The sequence below is a fragment of the Streptomyces sp. NPDC093221 genome, assembly GCF_044753885.1.
Lineage (GTDB): Bacteria > Actinomycetota > Actinomycetes > Streptomycetales > Streptomycetaceae > Actinacidiphila.
Genome location: NZ_JBIVOA010000001.1, coordinates 816,908 through 831,226, shown reverse-complemented (window position 1 = coordinate 831,226; position 14,319 = coordinate 816,908). Strand labels below are relative to the sequence as shown.

General features: G+C 72.4%; 12 protein-coding genes. 8 read left to right on the top strand and 4 right to left on the bottom strand.

Annotated features, from left to right (window positions below; genetic code table 11):
• Positions 1 to 80 precede the first annotated feature (80 nt).
• Together ACIQCJ_RS03705 and ACIQCJ_RS03700 are read left to right on the top strand one after the other, a co-directional pair.
• On the top strand, positions 81 to 542 hold the full coding sequence (locus tag ACIQCJ_RS03705; RefSeq protein ID WP_402710852.1) for a glycine-rich domain-containing protein: 462 nt from the start codon (positions 81 to 83) through the stop codon (positions 540 to 542).
• Positions 506 to 1,378 (top strand): class I SAM-dependent methyltransferase, encoded by an 873-nt coding sequence (locus ACIQCJ_RS03700; protein WP_402710598.1) that lies wholly within the window; start codon positions 506 to 508, stop codon positions 1,376 to 1,378. The genes ACIQCJ_RS03705 and ACIQCJ_RS03700 overlap by 37 nt, the downstream gene beginning before the upstream one ends.
• Positions 1,379 to 1,412: 34 nt before the next feature.
• Here the strand turns inward: ACIQCJ_RS03700 and ACIQCJ_RS03695 are convergent, their stop codons facing one another.
• Both ACIQCJ_RS03695 and ACIQCJ_RS03690 read right to left on the bottom strand, forming a co-directional pair.
• Positions 1,413 to 2,684 carry a lanthionine synthetase LanC family protein gene (locus tag ACIQCJ_RS03695; protein WP_402710597.1) on the bottom strand — a complete coding sequence of 424 codons (1,272 nt, stop codon included), beginning with the start codon at positions 2,682 to 2,684 and terminating at the stop codon, positions 1,413 to 1,415.
• Between the two features lie 24 nt (positions 2,685 to 2,708).
• Positions 2,709 to 3,173 (bottom strand): ATP-binding protein, encoded by a 465-nt coding sequence (locus ACIQCJ_RS03690; RefSeq protein ID WP_355336365.1) that lies wholly within the window; start codon positions 3,171 to 3,173, stop codon positions 2,709 to 2,711.
• A 160-nt stretch (positions 3,174 to 3,333) separates the two neighbouring features.
• Between ACIQCJ_RS03690 and ACIQCJ_RS03685 the strand changes: the two genes are divergently transcribed.
• The 3 genes from ACIQCJ_RS03685 to ACIQCJ_RS03675 are packed head-to-tail and all read left to right on the top strand — an operon-like array spanning position 3,334 to position 5,377.
• Positions 3,334 to 4,212, top strand: a complete 879-nt coding sequence (locus ACIQCJ_RS03685; protein WP_402710596.1) for a Scr1 family TA system antitoxin-like transcriptional regulator — start codon at positions 3,334 to 3,336, stop codon at positions 4,210 to 4,212.
• Entirely contained in the window at positions 4,209 to 4,454 is a 246-nt protein-coding gene (locus tag ACIQCJ_RS03680) for a DUF397 domain-containing protein (protein WP_355336363.1), read from the top strand. Before ACIQCJ_RS03685 ends, ACIQCJ_RS03680 begins: the two co-directional genes overlap by 4 nt.
• 23 nt (positions 4,455 to 4,477) lie before the next feature.
• Complete coding sequence (locus ACIQCJ_RS03675) at positions 4,478 to 5,377, top strand: TIGR03619 family F420-dependent LLM class oxidoreductase (protein WP_391162541.1); 900 nt, start codon at positions 4,478 to 4,480, stop codon at positions 5,375 to 5,377.
• A 99-nt stretch (positions 5,378 to 5,476) separates the two neighbouring features.
• On the opposite strand, the gene ACIQCJ_RS03670 is transcribed toward ACIQCJ_RS03675, so the two are convergent.
• Positions 5,477 to 5,830, bottom strand: coding sequence for a beta/gamma crystallin domain-containing protein (locus tag ACIQCJ_RS03670; protein ID WP_355336359.1), 354 nt, complete (start codon positions 5,828 to 5,830; stop codon positions 5,477 to 5,479).
• Positions 5,831 to 6,005: 175 nt separating this feature from the next.
• Positions 6,006 to 9,251: a helix-turn-helix transcriptional regulator gene (locus tag ACIQCJ_RS03665; RefSeq protein WP_402710595.1), complete on the bottom strand. Its 3,246-nt coding sequence runs from the start codon at positions 9,249 to 9,251 to the stop codon at positions 6,006 to 6,008.
• 621 nt (positions 9,252 to 9,872) lie between these two features.
• On the opposite strand from ACIQCJ_RS03665, the gene ACIQCJ_RS03660 reads away from it, so the two are divergent.
• The 3 genes from ACIQCJ_RS03660 (at position 9,873) to ACIQCJ_RS03650 (ending at position 14,188) form a co-directional block, all read left to right on the top strand.
• Positions 9,873 to 11,153, top strand: a complete 1,281-nt coding sequence (locus ACIQCJ_RS03660) for a hypothetical protein (protein ID WP_391042920.1) — start codon at positions 9,873 to 9,875, stop codon at positions 11,151 to 11,153.
• 123 nt (positions 11,154 to 11,276) lie between these two features.
• The gene (locus ACIQCJ_RS03655) at positions 11,277 to 13,658 is read left to right on the top strand and encodes a tetratricopeptide repeat protein (protein WP_402710594.1); all 2,382 of its coding nucleotides are present in this window, start codon (positions 11,277 to 11,279) and stop codon (positions 13,656 to 13,658) included.
• 74 nt (positions 13,659 to 13,732) lie between these two features.
• Positions 13,733 to 14,188, top strand: coding sequence for a flavin reductase family protein (locus ACIQCJ_RS03650; protein ID WP_355336440.1), 456 nt, complete (start codon positions 13,733 to 13,735; stop codon positions 14,186 to 14,188).
• Positions 14,189 to 14,319: the final 131 nt, after the last annotated feature.

The window sequence follows — 14,319 nt, the reverse complement described above, 5'->3', positions numbered from 1 at the left end:
CGGTGAGCTGTTCCGCGGTCTGCTGATGACACGGCCTCGCGACCGCGGGGGCCGACATCGTGGAGGGAACCACCGTGACCATGTTCCTCGAATTCCCGGCCGCTGCTGCCGCCCCAGTCGCACCGGCCCGTGACCCGCGTCAGTTTGTGAGTCCCGCGCAGTGGGACAAGCTCGTCGGGCTGCTCATGCGCGACAACCCCTACGACCAGGTGATGGCCGAGCGCGTCCTCGGTCAGGCCATCGCCTACCTCGTCACCGCGATGGAATGCCGGGGACAGGACCTCGGACTGGGGCCCGGACACATCATCGATATCGGCGTGCACACGATGATCCTCGACACCATGGCGTACGCCGACTTCTGCGATCACCACAACGGCGGCGCTTTCCTTCACCACGTCCCGGAGATCAGCGTGAAGGGCGACGGCTCCGTGGCACGCACCGCGCGGCGGGTCGCCGCACACGGCTTCGATGTCGACTGGCCGCTGTGGGCTGCCGACGCTGCGAAATGCACGCCGTGCCGTCCCGGGGAGGACGGTCACTGAGCGGAGGATGCGTCGCTCGGCACGGGCGGGCCCGGTTCTGGGGGGAACCGGGCCCTTGGCGTGCTTGGCACTCGTGCGGGTGGATCGCGGGGAGCAAGGGGCGTCGGGCCCGAGGGATGAGCAGGATGGGGCGGGTGAGTCAGACAGGGGCACGCCCTTCGGATGGTGATGTGTGGGCGCGGTACGCGGCGTCGCGGCGGAAGGACGAGGGACCGCGAGGGCGGGTGTACTGGGACTGGTATCAGCGGTACGGACCAGGGGCCGAGGTCCTGGGGGAGCTGGACGGGCGCAGCGTGGTGGATCTCGGGGCGGGAACGGGGCGGGTGGCCGCACACCTCGCCGAGGGGTGGGGGGCCGAGCGAGTGTGGGCGGTGGATTCGTCGGAGGAGTCGGTCCGGCTGGGACGGCAGCGGTTTGGCGAAGTACCGGGCGTGACGTTCGTACGGGCGGAGGCCACCGGGTGGCTGACGGCGCGGCCCGGCAGTGTCGACGTGGCCTATTCCGCTTTCGGGGCTGCCGACTTCACCGACCCGTACGCCCTGCTCCCCGCCGTCGCAGAGGCGTTGCGCCCTGGCGGAAAGCTGCTCATCGCCACGCTCGGCCACTTCCACAGCGGTGAGCCGCCCCACGACGACGTGCGGCCCGTCACCATCCCCGTGGCGGAGGGCGCCGTACAGCGGTGGGTACTGGCCATGCCGGTCTGGGAGCGACTGCTCACCGACCACGGCTTCACCGACGTCACCGGCCGCCTGATCAACGACTCCGGACCGGCCGGACGCCCCCCGGTCGCCACTGTGCTGTTGCTCGCCGAACGGCCGGGAAATCCCCGGCGTTGAGGCCGAGTTCAGCAGCGGCCCCGTCTCACGCGCCTCAGCGAGCCGGGGTGGTGGGGTGGTGGTCGGGCCAGGGGAGGGCGTAGGCGGGGGTGGGGGTGGCGGGGCGGGTGAGGCGGGTGAAGCGGAGGAGTTCGCGGACGATGCCGGCGGTGCCCATGGCCCAGCCGGGGTGGGGTTCGAGGGTGCTGGGGGTGGCGCGGTGCTCGATGTTGGACCAGCGGGCGCCGTCGCGGTCGCGGGTGGCGCGGGAGGAGAGGTCGGCGGCGAGGAGTCGGGCGAAGTCCGGGGGGTCGCCCTGTTCCGCCAGCCGGTCGCAGGCGAGGGCGAGGACGCCCGCGGTGCCGCAGCAGCGGCCGTTGTTGTCCCAGAAGCGGGGCCGCAGGCGGCGGGGCAGGCCGGAGTGGGTCACGGTGTGCCAGCAGCGGTCGGCGAGCGCCTGCCAGGCGGCGGGCTCGTCGAGGACGTCCCGGAGCAGCCGGAAGACCTGGGCGTCACCGGCCGGTCCGTGACACCAGCCGTAGCTGTAGCGCTCGATGAGTTCGGGCCGGTCCTGCGGGTCGGAGTGGGGTACGAGGAAACCGTCCGGCCCGTCCTCGTCGCGCGCCACGACGTCGGCGGCGCCCGCCCGCGCCAGCTCGACCAGGTCGGTGCGGCCGGTCGCCGAGCCGACGCGGGCCAGCGCGTACACGATGCCGAGCGTGCCGTGCGAGATGTGGTGCAGGCGCGGGGCCGCGTCGGTGCGCACCTCCCAGTGGACGCCCGCCGGGGTCTCCTCGGCCGTCCGCAGATACGGTTCCACGGCGAGCACGGCCAGGTCGGCGTCGCCCATCGCCAACGCGCCCAGGCCGATACCGGCGTTGCCGCCGAGCAGTTCGAACAGCACGCCCCAGCGCGTCCCGTCGAAACGGGAGCGCACCAGGTCCAGGGCCCGCGCGGCGCCTGCCGCAGCCTCCGGGGCGCCCAGTTCGTCGTGGACGGCCCGCAGCGCGAACGCCATGCCGGTCAGGCCGAAGTACAGCGAGCTGCCGTCCCAGCCGTCGACGGCGGCGGAAACACTACGGGCGGCGCGCACGGCCGCGTCGCCGTACCGGTCGTCCCCGAAGTGCCGCCGCGCTTCGAGGAGTAGGGGGATCACACCGGCCGTACCGCTGTAGAGCGAGGCGTTCGGCTCGTCGTCCGAGGGCGTGGTGGTCCAGGCGAGCCCGCCGTCCTCGCCCTCCCGCGCGTTCCCGAGCAGCCAGCGCAGCGCGTCCGCCGACAACTCCTCGACCTCATCCGCTGTTACGTCTGTTGCGTCAGCCGTCATAACGCCCACTTTGGCACGCTCTCGCTACGGGGCCGCTTCCAGGGGAAGGGGGAGGTCGAGTTCGGCGCGGAGCGTCTTGCCGACGGGGTCGCGGGGGAGGACCGACCAGCGGGTGGCGAGGGCTTCGACCAGGAGGAGGCCCCGGCCGGAGTCGGAGAGCGGGGAGGCGGGACGGAGCTGGCCGGGGTCCGGGGGACGGCGTTCCCCGCGGGCGTCGGAGACGTCGATACGGAGCAGGGTCGCCGTGAGGCGGATACGGAGTTCGAAGTCGCGCCCGGCCACGCGGCCGTGGGTGGCGGCGTTGGTCGCCAGCTCGGCCACCAACAGGGCGGCCGTCTCGGCCAGTTCGGTGCCGTGCGCGACACCCCACAGGTGGAGCTCGTTCGACGCCGCGTGCCGCGCCAGCCGGGCCCCGCGCCGCGTGGCGCTGAACCGCTGGCTGAACTCACGTTCGGTCACGGGGAGTTCGTGCATCGTTGGTGCTGTCATACCGCCCAATGTGACCCCGGCCCCGCCCCTCCCACCAGGGTCCCGCCGCGTACGCTGCGCCAGCGTACGCGCACAAAACGTAGACAGTACCCGTCACCCCCTGTGAGCATTGTCCGACTCGATGTGGTCAAACGAGCGGGCGCGCGGGAGGTGGCCAAGGATGGCCGATGGCATGGACGGTGCGGGAGAGGCGGAAACTTCCGCCGGTACGGGTGCCGGCACTCCCGGCAGCGAGCCCGAGACCTCGGACAGCTTGCGCACCTTCGGTGCGTTTGTCCAGGCGCTCCGGGAACACGCGCGCCTCAGCCGCGAGGAGTTCGGCAACCAGGTGCGCTTCTCCAAACACACGATCGCCTCGATCGAGCAGGGGCGACGCATGCCCGACGCCGACTTCGTGGACCGCGCCGAACCAGTTCTCGGCAACACCGGGGCCTTACGCAAGGCCCACCAACATCTCGGGCGGCAGCGCGGATTGGCCAGTTGGTTCCGCCAGTGGGCGCGGCTGGAGAAGAGCGCGATCACCCTGTACACGTACGAGAGCCGCATGCTTCCGGGTCTGTTGCAGACCGAGGCATACGCCCGAACGTTGTTCAACGGCCTCCTGCCTCCGCTGACGGACGGCCAGATCGAAGCACAGTGGACGGCTCGTGCAGAACGTCAACGCCTGCTCGCGAATCGGCCAAGCACCGCCTTCAGCTTCATCCTCGATGAGCACCTGTTTCTCCGGCAGACAGGCGGCCCCGACCTCACGCGAGAGTTGATCGACCACATCCTGGAGCTGTCCGAGAGGCGGAACATCGAGGTGCAAGTGCTGCCGTTGACCACGGGGGTCCACGCAGGACTGAACGGGCCCCTCGTGCTTCTGGAGACGCCGGACAACCGATGGCTCGCCTACGTCGAGGGGCAGGAGACAGGACACCTGGTCTCCGACCCGAAAGGGGTCAGCATCCTCCAGATGCGGTATGCAAAACTGCGCTCGCAGGCCCTCACCCCAGAGGACTCCAGGGGCCTGCTGGAGCGATTTCGAGGAGAACTATGAGCACCCCCGAACTGGCCTGGTTCAAGAGCAGTTACAGCAGCGGTTCTGGCGACAACTGCATCGAGGTAGCAGCCACTTGGCACAAGTCCAGCCACAGCAGCGGCAGCGAAGGTGACTGCGTAGAGGTCTCGGCCTGCCCGAGCACCGTCCACGTGCGGGACTCGAAGGACAAGGAAGGGCCCCAACTCGCCTTCTCCCCCGCCCAGTGGGCGGACTTCCTGAGCTTTGCGAGCCAACTCTGAGGCTGGCGGGGTAGGAGGAGGCCATGAAGGTCGGATTCGCACTGCCGCAGTTCAACAAGCAGGCTTTCGAGGTCGCGCGGGCCGCCGAGTTCGCGCGCGGGATCGAGTCGGCGGGCGGAGCCAGCCTGTGGGTGGGCGACCGGAATCTGGCCGCCGTCGATCCGAGCGTCGGGTACGGCGGCGGGAGCACGATTCCGCCGGAGTTGAACGCGGCGGCCGATCCGTTCGTCCTGCTCGGCGTGGCCGCGAGCGCCACCGAGCGCGTCCTGCTCGGCAGCCACGTACTGGTGGCGCCGCTGTATCCGCCCGTCCAACTGGCCAGGTCGCTCACGACCGTTGACCTGATCAGCGGGGGACGCCTGCTCGCGGGGTTCGGCGTGGGCTGGTCGCCGGAGGAGTACGAGGCCGCGGGCGTGGACTTCGCCACGCGGGGCGCCAGGATGGACGAGACGCTGGACGTACTCGAAGAGATCTGGACGAAGGACCCGGCCGGGTACAGCGGGGCGCGGTTGTCGGTGCCGCTGCACCACGCGCCGCTGAAGCCCGCGCGGCGGCCCCGGCCGCCCGTGTACCTGGGCGCGCGCTCGGGGCGGGCGCTGCGCCGGATCGGGGAACGCGCCGACGGCTGGCTGCCGGTGTGCGTGGTGCCGGGCTTCGTGGACTTCGACGGCATCGTCCGGCAGCGGGCGCGGGTGGACGAGGCGGCGCGGACGGCGGGCCGCGATCCGCGCGTCATCGACGCGGTCTTGCGCGTCAACATCGAGGCGGGCACGTCCACGGAGCAGGTGGTGACGGTGATCAAGGCCGCGGGCGAACGTACCGGCATCGACCATGTGATGGTCGACACGATGTACAGCGACGCGGGCGTCGACCAGTCCGTGGAGCGGGCCTTGGCGATCCTCGACGGCGTCCGCGCGGGCTGATCCGAGGAGCCGGTACCCCGGCCGGGCGCCGTACGTCGCCCGGCCGCCGGTTCGTACCCTCGCGCGCTCGCGGGCCCGCGGACTCGCGGACTCGCGGGCTCAGAGGATCTGGATGCTCTTGACCCGCGGGGGGCGGTTCGGGAACGTGATGTCGGTCCAGCGGTTGATCCGCACCGAGTCGCCGTTGACGTCGTAGTAGATCAGGTCGTTGTTGCCCGTGACGATCCGGTCGACCCACCAGCCGCCGAAGTCGGTCCGGCCCGAATTCGCGTAACAGTCCACGCTGTCACGGCCGTTGAGGTGCGAGTAGATCTTCAGGTAGTCCGCGCCGCCGACGCACTCGACGTGGTCGATGGCGAAGGCGGGGCCGCTCGGCACGGCGACGGTCAGCGCGGCGGCGGCGGCCAGCGCCATGGTCATCGAGCCGATGACCTTCTTGGCTTTCGAGATCACGCAAATCCCCTTCACACGGAGCCCGGCACCCGGCCCGGCTCGCTCGCTTCTTCAGGCCGGACAGCGGCCCGCCGCTGATCTTGGTGTGATGCCTCTGGCAAATGCGGCAAGCGGAGCGATGTCGTCGGTTTTTGACTCGATCGAGCGAAGGTGTGTTTGTTCCGGGCGCGATTGGTTACGGGGCGGGCTCGGGGCGGGGGCGGTCCGTACGCGCGTAGACCAGGGCGGCTTCGGTGCGGTTGCGGACGCCGAGCTTCTCCAGGATGTGGGAGACGTGGACGGCGACGGTGCGGTCGCTGATGTAGAGGGAGCGGGCGATCTGGCGGTTGCTCTCGCCGCGGGAGAGCAGGGCGAGGACCTGGGCCTCGCGTTCGGTGAGGTCGAGGCGGGCCTGGGCGGCGACGGACCGGGTCGTGGGGTCGGGCGGCCGGGTGAGACGGCCGCGGGTGGCCAGTTCGTGGGCGAGGCGCAACAGCGGTGCTGCGGACAGGGGTTCGGCCAGGCCGAGGCAGGCGGCCAGGGCGCGGCCCGCCTGTTCGCGGCGGCCCGCGCGGATCGCGGTCCCGGCCTCGCGCAGGCGTGCGTACGCCTCGCGGTAGGGCTGGTCGGCGGCGCGCCAGGCGTCGGCGACCTGCCGCCAGGTCGCCCGGTCGTCGGAGCCGTCGGCGCGGGAGTGTTCGGCCGCGGCGAGGGCGCCGAAGGCGGCGACGACGGGTTCGCCGCAGTGGCGGGCGGCGATGGCGGCGGCGCGTTCGGCGAAGGTCACGGCGGAGCCGTCCCAGGCGGCGGGCAGGCCGTTGGGGCGTACCGGGCCCGGCAGCAGGGCGAGTTCGGCGGCGAGGCGGGCGCCGTCGGCGAGCAGCCGGATCTCCTCCTCGGCGAGGGCCCCGCCGCCGACGGCCCGCAGGCCGTGCAGGACGTGGTCGGCGGCTGTCGCCAACTCCCCCGCGTCCAGCGCCTGTTCGGCCTGGCAGGCGTGGCAGGGGCCGAGCAGGCGGGGGTCGTCGGGGGCTTCGGCGAGTACGGCGGTGAGTTCCGCGGTTCGGCGGCGGTCGCCGCGGGCGACGGCCAACTCCAGTTGGAGCAGGTGCAGATAGCGGGTGATGTGGGCGCTGGACTGGCCGACGAGTTCGGCCAGGAGCTGGTCGGCCTCCGGCCAGCGGCCGGTGGCGACGAGGACCGCGGCCGTGTTGAAGTCCAGGACGGCGGTGAGCGGGGGCGGCGCGCCGAGTTCGCTGGCCGCGCGGCGTCCGGTCAGGGCCACTTCGCGCGCCTCCGCGAAGCGGCCCCCCGTACAGAGCAGGTACATGTGGTTGCTGGCCGCGCGCAGGACATCCTCGACGGAGTCCGTACGGCGGGCCAAGTCGCGTGCGGCGCACAGGGCTTCGAGGCCCGCCTCCAGGTCGCCGCGCTGGGCGCGGACGATGCCGAGGGTGGTGAGGGCGTGGGCGTGCTCGGCGAGGGCGCCGATGCGCTCGGCCATCCGTAAGGCCCGTTGCGCCAGCGGCAGCGCGCCGTCCGGGTCGCCGACCTGGACGCGCATGTCGGCCGCCGCCGCCAGGACTCTGGCTTCGAGGGCGCCGGTCGCCTCGGGCGCCGTGGCCAGGAGCCCTTGCGCCTCTTCCAGTGCGGCGATGGCGCCCCAGGGGTCTCCGGCCTCGCGGCGGCAGGCGCCGAGGCGTTCGAGCAGGCGGGCGCGGTCTTGTGCGTGTGCCTGTGCCTGCGCTTCTGCGTGTGCTTGTGCGTGTGCCTGCCCTTGTACGGCGGCTGCCGCGTGGCTTCCGTCGGCGCGGTACGCCTCGGCCGAACGCGGGCCGTGACGTGGTGTGTTGAGGGTGGCCGGGCCGCCGCCCGCCGACAGGGCCAGCGCGCGGGTGACGTACTCCGTGGCGCTCTGGGGCTCGCCCGCGTAGCTGGCCGCGCGGGCGGCCTCCGGCCAGAGAGAGGTGGCGGCGGCCTCGGAGAGGTGGTCGGAGAGGGTGACGGCGAGGGCGTAGAGGCGGTGGGCCTCGGGGTACGCGCGGGCGTTGACGGCGAGGCGGGCGGCTGTCAGGGCCGAAGTGGCCGCGCGGGCGGGGCAGTCGGCGAGGTGCCAGTGCCGGGCCAGGAGGGCGGGGTCCGAGGCGGTACGGGCGGCGAGGGCGTGCGCGTAACGGCGGTGCAGGCGGCGGCGCTCGCCCGGGAGCAGGTCGGCGTACAGGATCTGGCGGATCAGGCCGTGCGGGAGGGCGTAACCGTCCTCGGTGGAGGTGAGCAGGCGCTGCTCGACGGCCCGGCGCACGGCGGCCAGCAGCGTTCGCTCGGGTAAGGGGACGGTGGCGGCGAGGAGTTCGTGCGTCATGCCGTCGTCGGTCACGGATATCTGGTCGATGACCTCGCGGACGTCGGCGTCCACGCAGCTCACGCGGGCGAGGACCACTTCCGCGATGGACGCGGGCGGCCAGGGGCGGGCCGCCCGCGCCAACTCCTGTGCGTACAGCGGGTTTCCCTCCGCCGCCGATACGGCCGCCGCCACGTCGGCGGCGTCCGCGTCGGCGGGGAGCAGCGCGGTCACCAGCTCGGCGACCTCCGCGTCCGCCAAGCCGCTCAGCCGCAGCCGCGTCACCCTCGGACATCGGCCCAGCTCCGCGAACCAGCGCCGCGCGTCCGCCGTCAGCTCCTCCTCCCTCACCGTGGCCACGATCAGCACCGGCTGTCGTCTCAGCCGCACCGCCAGAAACGCCAGCAGATCGCGCGTCGACGCGTCCGCCCAATGCAGGTCCTCCAGCACCAGCACCAGCGTCGTTCGCGCCGACATCTCCCCCAGCACCCCCAGCACCCGCTCGAACACCCGCTGCCGCGTGGCCGGCCGCCCCCCACCGAACGCGTACGCCGCGCCCCGTCCACCGGCCGGCCCGGTCTCAGCCCACCCGTCAAAGCCCCCGCGCCCTCGCGCAGCACCCCCGGCTACGGGCGCGGGGCCGACCCCGGCCTCGCCGAACCCCCTCCCCGCGCCGGAACGGCCGGACCCACCGGCCACGCCGTCCGCCAGCGGACCGCCGTCCGACGGACCGGCCGCACCCCCGAAGCTCCCCGGCGAACGCGCGCCGCCGTCCGGCGAGGGTTCGCGCTCGTGTGGAGCGGCACCGGGGGCGGGGTGGGGGGCCGCGCCGGAGGCGAAGAGGTCGCGGAGGGCGGCGATGAAGGGGCCGTAGGCGAGGGTGGGGCCGGTGAGGGGGACGGAGTCGCCGGTGCGGAGGTGGGCGTGGCGGGGGGCGGTGGTGACGAGGGTGGCGAGCTCTTGGACGAGGCGGGTCTTGCCGAGACCCGCCTCGCCGGTGACGAGGAGGAGTTGGGCCTGGCCGGCCGCCGCGCGGTCGAAGGCGGCGACGGCGGCGCGCTTCTCGGGGTACCGCCCGACGAAGGGCGCTGACTTGGTCATGTGCGCAGTGTGAGCACGCGGCAGCGGTGTGTCGACGGCGAAGCGAAGAAGCTGCCATCGGGGGCGGAGCGAAACCGGCCCATTTTCATCGTGGCCGGTACGGGCGTTCCGCAAAGGCCGCGTGAAGGTTTGGTGCCTGGTGGCGGACGGTGTTCGCTCACCGGACGCGGCGGGAATCCGGCGTAATTCCCCGCGCCGCGCCCCGGCGGCGGTCTCGTATCTGTCGCAAACAGAAATCCGTGAAGTCCCCGGCCGTACACGGGTATACGCCGAAAAGGGGTCACCCGGCGGTCGTGGACGAGTACATCTAGTCAATTCCCACATACGCGCCTACGTCATGTTGCAGACGTGCGCGAGCGCTTTACCACCGCATAGTTGGCCCGGTTCGGCCCGGCGGCCAGCCGCGGCCGAAGACCGCTCGACGGAACCGGGAGGAGGAAACCCCATGAAGAAGATGTCGATCCGCAAGGCCGGCACCATCCGCCTGACCAGCTCCGCGTACTACTGCTGCTCGGCCCTCTAGCAACACCGCCGGAGCCGGGCCCTGTTGACCACTTCGCGCAGGCCCCGGCTCCGGTGACCGGCTCCGGTCACCGACTTCCCCGTAGAGAGGCACCCCGCATGACCGTGACCTCGTCGGACGGCACCACGACCGCGCCGGACGGCGGCGGCGGCGCGGTCCTGCTGCACAAGCTCACGATGATCCCCGAGGACGACGGCGTGATGGTCGGCCGTCCGGACACCGCCTCGTACGCCGTCTTCCCCGAGGAGGGCGCTGAGGCGCTGCGGATGCTGGAGGCCGGGGTGCCGGTGGCCGAGGTGGCCGCCTGGTACGAACGGACCTGCGGCGAGCCGCTGGACGTGGACGACTTCCTCGACGTCCTGGCCGATCTGGGGTTCCTGCGCGGGGACGGCGAGGACGAGCCGGCCGGCCCGGTGCGCTGGCAGCGGCTCGGCGCCTGGACGTTCTCCTGGCCCGCCTGGCTGGTCTACCTCGCGCTGATGGTGACCGCCGCCGCCTGGATGATCAGGGACTCGTCGCTGCGGCCCTCGTACCACGACGTGTTCTTCACCGACCATCTCGCGCTGATCCCCATTGCCCTGACGGTCGTTCAGATTCCCTGCATCCTCGTGCACGAGGGCTATCACGCCCTGTCCGGGCGGCGGTTGGGGCTGCCGTCCACGCTCACGATCAGCCGGCGGCTGTACTATCTGGTCGCCGAGACCCGGCTGGACTCGCTGTTCAGCGTGGAGCGCAAGCGGCGCTATCTGCCGTTCGTGGCCGGGATGCTGGCCGACGCCGTGCTGATCTCGGGCCTGACGCTGCTGGCCGTGGCGCTGCGCGGACACGGCCCCGCGTGGATCTCCGCCCTGATGCTGGCGATCTCCTTCACGTGTGTGATGCGGCTGCTGTGGCAGTTCATGTTCTACCTGGAGACCGACCTCTACTACGTCCTCACCAACGCCCTGCGCTGCTCCGACCTCCAGAACGCCGCCCGCTTCCAGGTGCGTACGCTCTTCCGCCGCTGGACGCGCAGGCCGCCCCCGGTGGCCGACCCCGACGCCGAATGGTCCGACCGCGACCGGCGGATGGCGCGCTGGTACGCGCCGATGCTGGTGGTCGGTTACGGATTCTCGCTCGGCAGCCTGCTGTGGGCGGGGATTCCGACCACCGTGCACTTCTGGTCGCAGATCAACAACCGCTTCAGCGATTCCGGGACGGCCACCAGCGGGATTCTCGACGCGATCAGCTTCGTCGGCCTCACCGCACTCCAGTTCGGGCTGCTGCTTTACGTGACAGTACGGGACCGGCGCGCCGCGAAGGAATCCCGTGGGGATTCGGAACGGGAAGAGGAGCAGGGCCCGAACGGCCAGGAGCCGGAAATCGCAGGCGTCGCTTAAAGCACGCCTTTCCTCTTGGAGCGCTCGGCTCGCTTCCCCCGCTTGGCTCGCTCGCCCCGCTTTGTTCGCTCGCCCCGCTTGGCTCGCTCGCCCCGCTTTGTTCACTCGCCCCGTTCGGCTCGCATGAACCCCACGAACCTCAGGAACTCCCAGGAACTCCAGGACCACAAGGAGCACTTCATGACCTCGTCCCCGCCTCGGCACTGCTGGGTCGCCGCCACCGGCACCGCCGCCGACCCCGCCGACCCGGCCGGTTCCGTCACGTACGGCGACCTCCCGCCCGCGCCCGAGCCCGACATCGACGTGCGCTGTCACCGCCGGCTGCGGGGCCCGTACACCGGTGGCGGGGCACTGCTGCGCGCGGTGATCCCCGAACTGGCGGGCGAGCACGACGAGTTCATTGCCGCGCGGGCCACCGAGGTGATCTCGCTGGCACCCGACCTGGCACCCCGGGTGCCGATCGCGCCGCAGACGCTGACCGCGCTCGCCAGCCGCGCCGAGCGCACCCGCTTCTACTCCGTCGCCCGTACGCTGCGCGTCTCGCACGGCGTCGCCGAGCTGCTGACGGACTGGGCGCGTACCGTCCGCCCCGGCGGTACGGTGATCCGCTTCCGTGAGCTGGACGACGCCGACCCCACCGACCGTGAGCTGGTCTCCGTCCTGCTGCGGCGCTGCGACCCGGCCGTCCTGCGGCTGGTCGTGGAGACGGACGGTCTCGCCGACGACGAGTTGGGGCAGGCGCTGCGCACGTACGCCGACCGGGCCGCGCCGGAAGCGGCCGGGACCCCGGACGAGCGGCCTGCCGAGCGGCCTGCCGAGCTGCCGGACGAGCACCTGGACGAGCGCCTGGAGGGCGCCGATCTCGCGCAGCTCTTCATCGACGCGGACGGCACCAGCAAGGACCCGCGACTGATCGCCGCCTACGAGGCGTTGGACCCGGCCGAGCGGGCCGCCCGGCACAGCGCCCGCGCGGAGCTGCTGGCCGAACGCGCCGAGCCGGGTGTGTCGTTGGGCGCGCACCTGTACCACCTGGAGCACGGCACCGACCCGGCGGCCGGGGCGGGCACCGCCTTCGTGGACGCCTGCGAGTCCTGCTTCGACAGCGGCTTCTACGAGGCGGCGCTGGAGATCTCGCAGCGCGGGCGGGCGCTGTTCGGCGACGCGCGGCCCAAGCCGTACTGGAACCTCACCAACAAGATCGGCGCGTGCCTGTCGTATCTGCGGCGCGGCGAGAAGGGCTTCTCGTACTTCGCCGAGCTGCGGTCGGGCAGCACCGAGCCCGAGATCCACATGAATAGCTGCTACATGATGGCGATGCTCTACACCCGCCACCTGCCCAAGGGCATGCACGACGAGATGCGGGCGCTGGAGTGGGTCAACACCGCGATCGCCATCGCGGACTGGAACCCGGACCCGCACCGCCGGGTCTTCGTGGGCGCTTTCATGCGGAACGCGAAAGCGCTGGTCGAGCTGCACCGCGCCGACCTGGACGCGGCGCTGGCGCTGGTCAACGACGCCATCGCGATGACGGACGAGGATCTCGGCCCGGACGAGCAGCTTCTGCACCGCTCGGTGCTGCGCTACAACCGCGCGCAGATCCTGGCCGCGCGCGGCGACCACGAGGGCTCGCTCGCCGACTACGACCTGGTGATCAGCCGCGACCCCGACTACGGCGACTACTACTTCGAGCGGGCCGGAGGGCGGCGCGCCAACGGGCAGTTCGACGCGGCGCTCGCCGACTACGCCGAGGCGATCCGGCTCAGCCCGCCCTTCCACGAGGCGCACTTCAACCGGGCCGATCTGCTGCGGGAGTTGGGCGACGAGGAAGCCGCGCTGCGCGATCTGGACTACGCGGCGATCCTCGACCCCGGCCACGTCGACACCCTCGTCAACCGGGCCGACCTGCTCATGGCGCTCGGGGAGATCGAGCAGGCGACGGCGGACGTCGAGGCGGGTCTCGCGCTGGACTCCAAGAACGCCAACCTGCTGTGCGCGCAGGGGACTCTGTTCGCCGAGTCCGAGCAGGTCGACGCGGCCTTCACCAGTTTCACCGCCGCCCTGGAGTCCGACCCGTCGTTCGTCGCCGCCTGGGTCAACCGGGCCGTGCTCTCGTACTCCGCCGGGCGGCTGCCGGAGGCGGTGGACGACCTGGACCACGCGATCGAGCTGGCCGACGACCCGGTGCTGCGCGGCAACCGGGCGCTGGCGCTGTACGACCTGGGCGCGTACGAACGGGCCCTGGCCGACCTGGACATCGCGATCCCGGCACTCGCCGACGAGGACCCCGACCTGCTCTACCGGCGCGGCGCCGTACGCCTCGCGCTCGGCGAGACGGACGGCGCCTTCGCCGACTGGCGCGACCACCTGGCGGCCTACGGGGAGGGCGAGGCGTCGCCCTTCGTGGAGGAGATCGCCGAGCGGATGCGGGAGTTCGTGCCGGGCGACGGGGAGTCCGCGACGGGCGGCCGGGAGTCCGTACCGAGCGGCCGGGAGGGCGCGGCGTGACCGCGTCCGCCGAGGCGCCCGCCTCCGTACCGGAGTTGGAGGCCGGTGTGGGGCCCGGGCTCTACCGGGCGGTGATGCGGCAGCACGCGAAGGGCGTCGCCGTCATCACCGCGGGCGAGGACGCCGGGCCGCCGGTCGGCTTCTGCGCCACCTCGCTGACGTCGGTCTCCCTCGACCCGCCGCTGGTCTCCTTCACCGTCGGCCTGCACGCGGCGTCCTTCACCGCCGTGGAGAGCGCCCGCCATGTCGCCGTCCACCTGCTCGCCGAGGGCCAGGAGGACACCGCCCGGCGCTTCGCCCACGGCGGGGCCGCGAAATTCGGGGCGGCCACCGCCTGGCACCGGGGGCCGCGCGGCCTGCCCGTGCTGGACGACGTCCTCGCCGCGCTGATCGTCTCCCTCGTCCAGCTCGTGCCGGTCGGCGACCACGCCCTGGCCATCGGCCGGGTCGTCGAGGCCACCCACGCCCCCTCCCCCGCCCGGCCGTTGATCCACCACGACGGCGCGTTCGTCCATCTGGCGCTTCCCTAGGGTGTGTTGACGGCCCGGCGGGACGACCCCGCGGGCTCCCCGTCCACCGTTCGGTGGACAGCGGAGTACCCGTACGGTCGTCCCGCCGGGCCGTCCGCCCGGTCGACCGGCTCGGCGCCCGGCCGGAGCGC

Excerpts from the sequence above, each read along its gene's own strand:
- ACIQCJ_RS03705 (WP_402710852.1), top strand. The coding sequence starts at position 81 with ATGTTCCTCGAATTCCCGGCCGCTGCTGCCGCCCCAGTCGCACCGGCC.
- ACIQCJ_RS03700 (WP_402710598.1), top strand. The coding sequence starts at position 506 with ATGCACGCCGTGCCGTCCCGGGGAGGACGGTCACTGAGCGGAGGATGC.
- ACIQCJ_RS03695 (WP_402710597.1), bottom strand. The coding sequence starts at position 2,684 with ATGACGGCTGACGCAACAGACGTAACAGCGGATGAGGTCGAGGAGTTG.
- ACIQCJ_RS03690 (WP_355336365.1), bottom strand. The coding sequence starts at position 3,173 with ATGACAGCACCAACGATGCACGAACTCCCCGTGACCGAACGTGAGTTC.
- ACIQCJ_RS03685 (WP_402710596.1), top strand. The coding sequence starts at position 3,334 with ATGGCCGATGGCATGGACGGTGCGGGAGAGGCGGAAACTTCCGCCGGT.
- ACIQCJ_RS03680 (WP_355336363.1), top strand. The coding sequence starts at position 4,209 with ATGAGCACCCCCGAACTGGCCTGGTTCAAGAGCAGTTACAGCAGCGGT.
- ACIQCJ_RS03675 (WP_391162541.1), top strand. The coding sequence starts at position 4,478 with ATGAAGGTCGGATTCGCACTGCCGCAGTTCAACAAGCAGGCTTTCGAG.
- ACIQCJ_RS03665 (WP_402710595.1), bottom strand. The coding sequence starts at position 9,251 with ATGACCAAGTCAGCGCCCTTCGTCGGGCGGTACCCCGAGAAGCGCGCC.
- ACIQCJ_RS03660 (WP_391042920.1), top strand. The coding sequence starts at position 9,873 with ATGACCGTGACCTCGTCGGACGGCACCACGACCGCGCCGGACGGCGGC.
- ACIQCJ_RS03655 (WP_402710594.1), top strand. The coding sequence starts at position 11,277 with ATGAACCCCACGAACCTCAGGAACTCCCAGGAACTCCAGGACCACAAG.
- ACIQCJ_RS03650 (WP_355336440.1), top strand. The coding sequence starts at position 13,733 with ATGCGGCAGCACGCGAAGGGCGTCGCCGTCATCACCGCGGGCGAGGAC.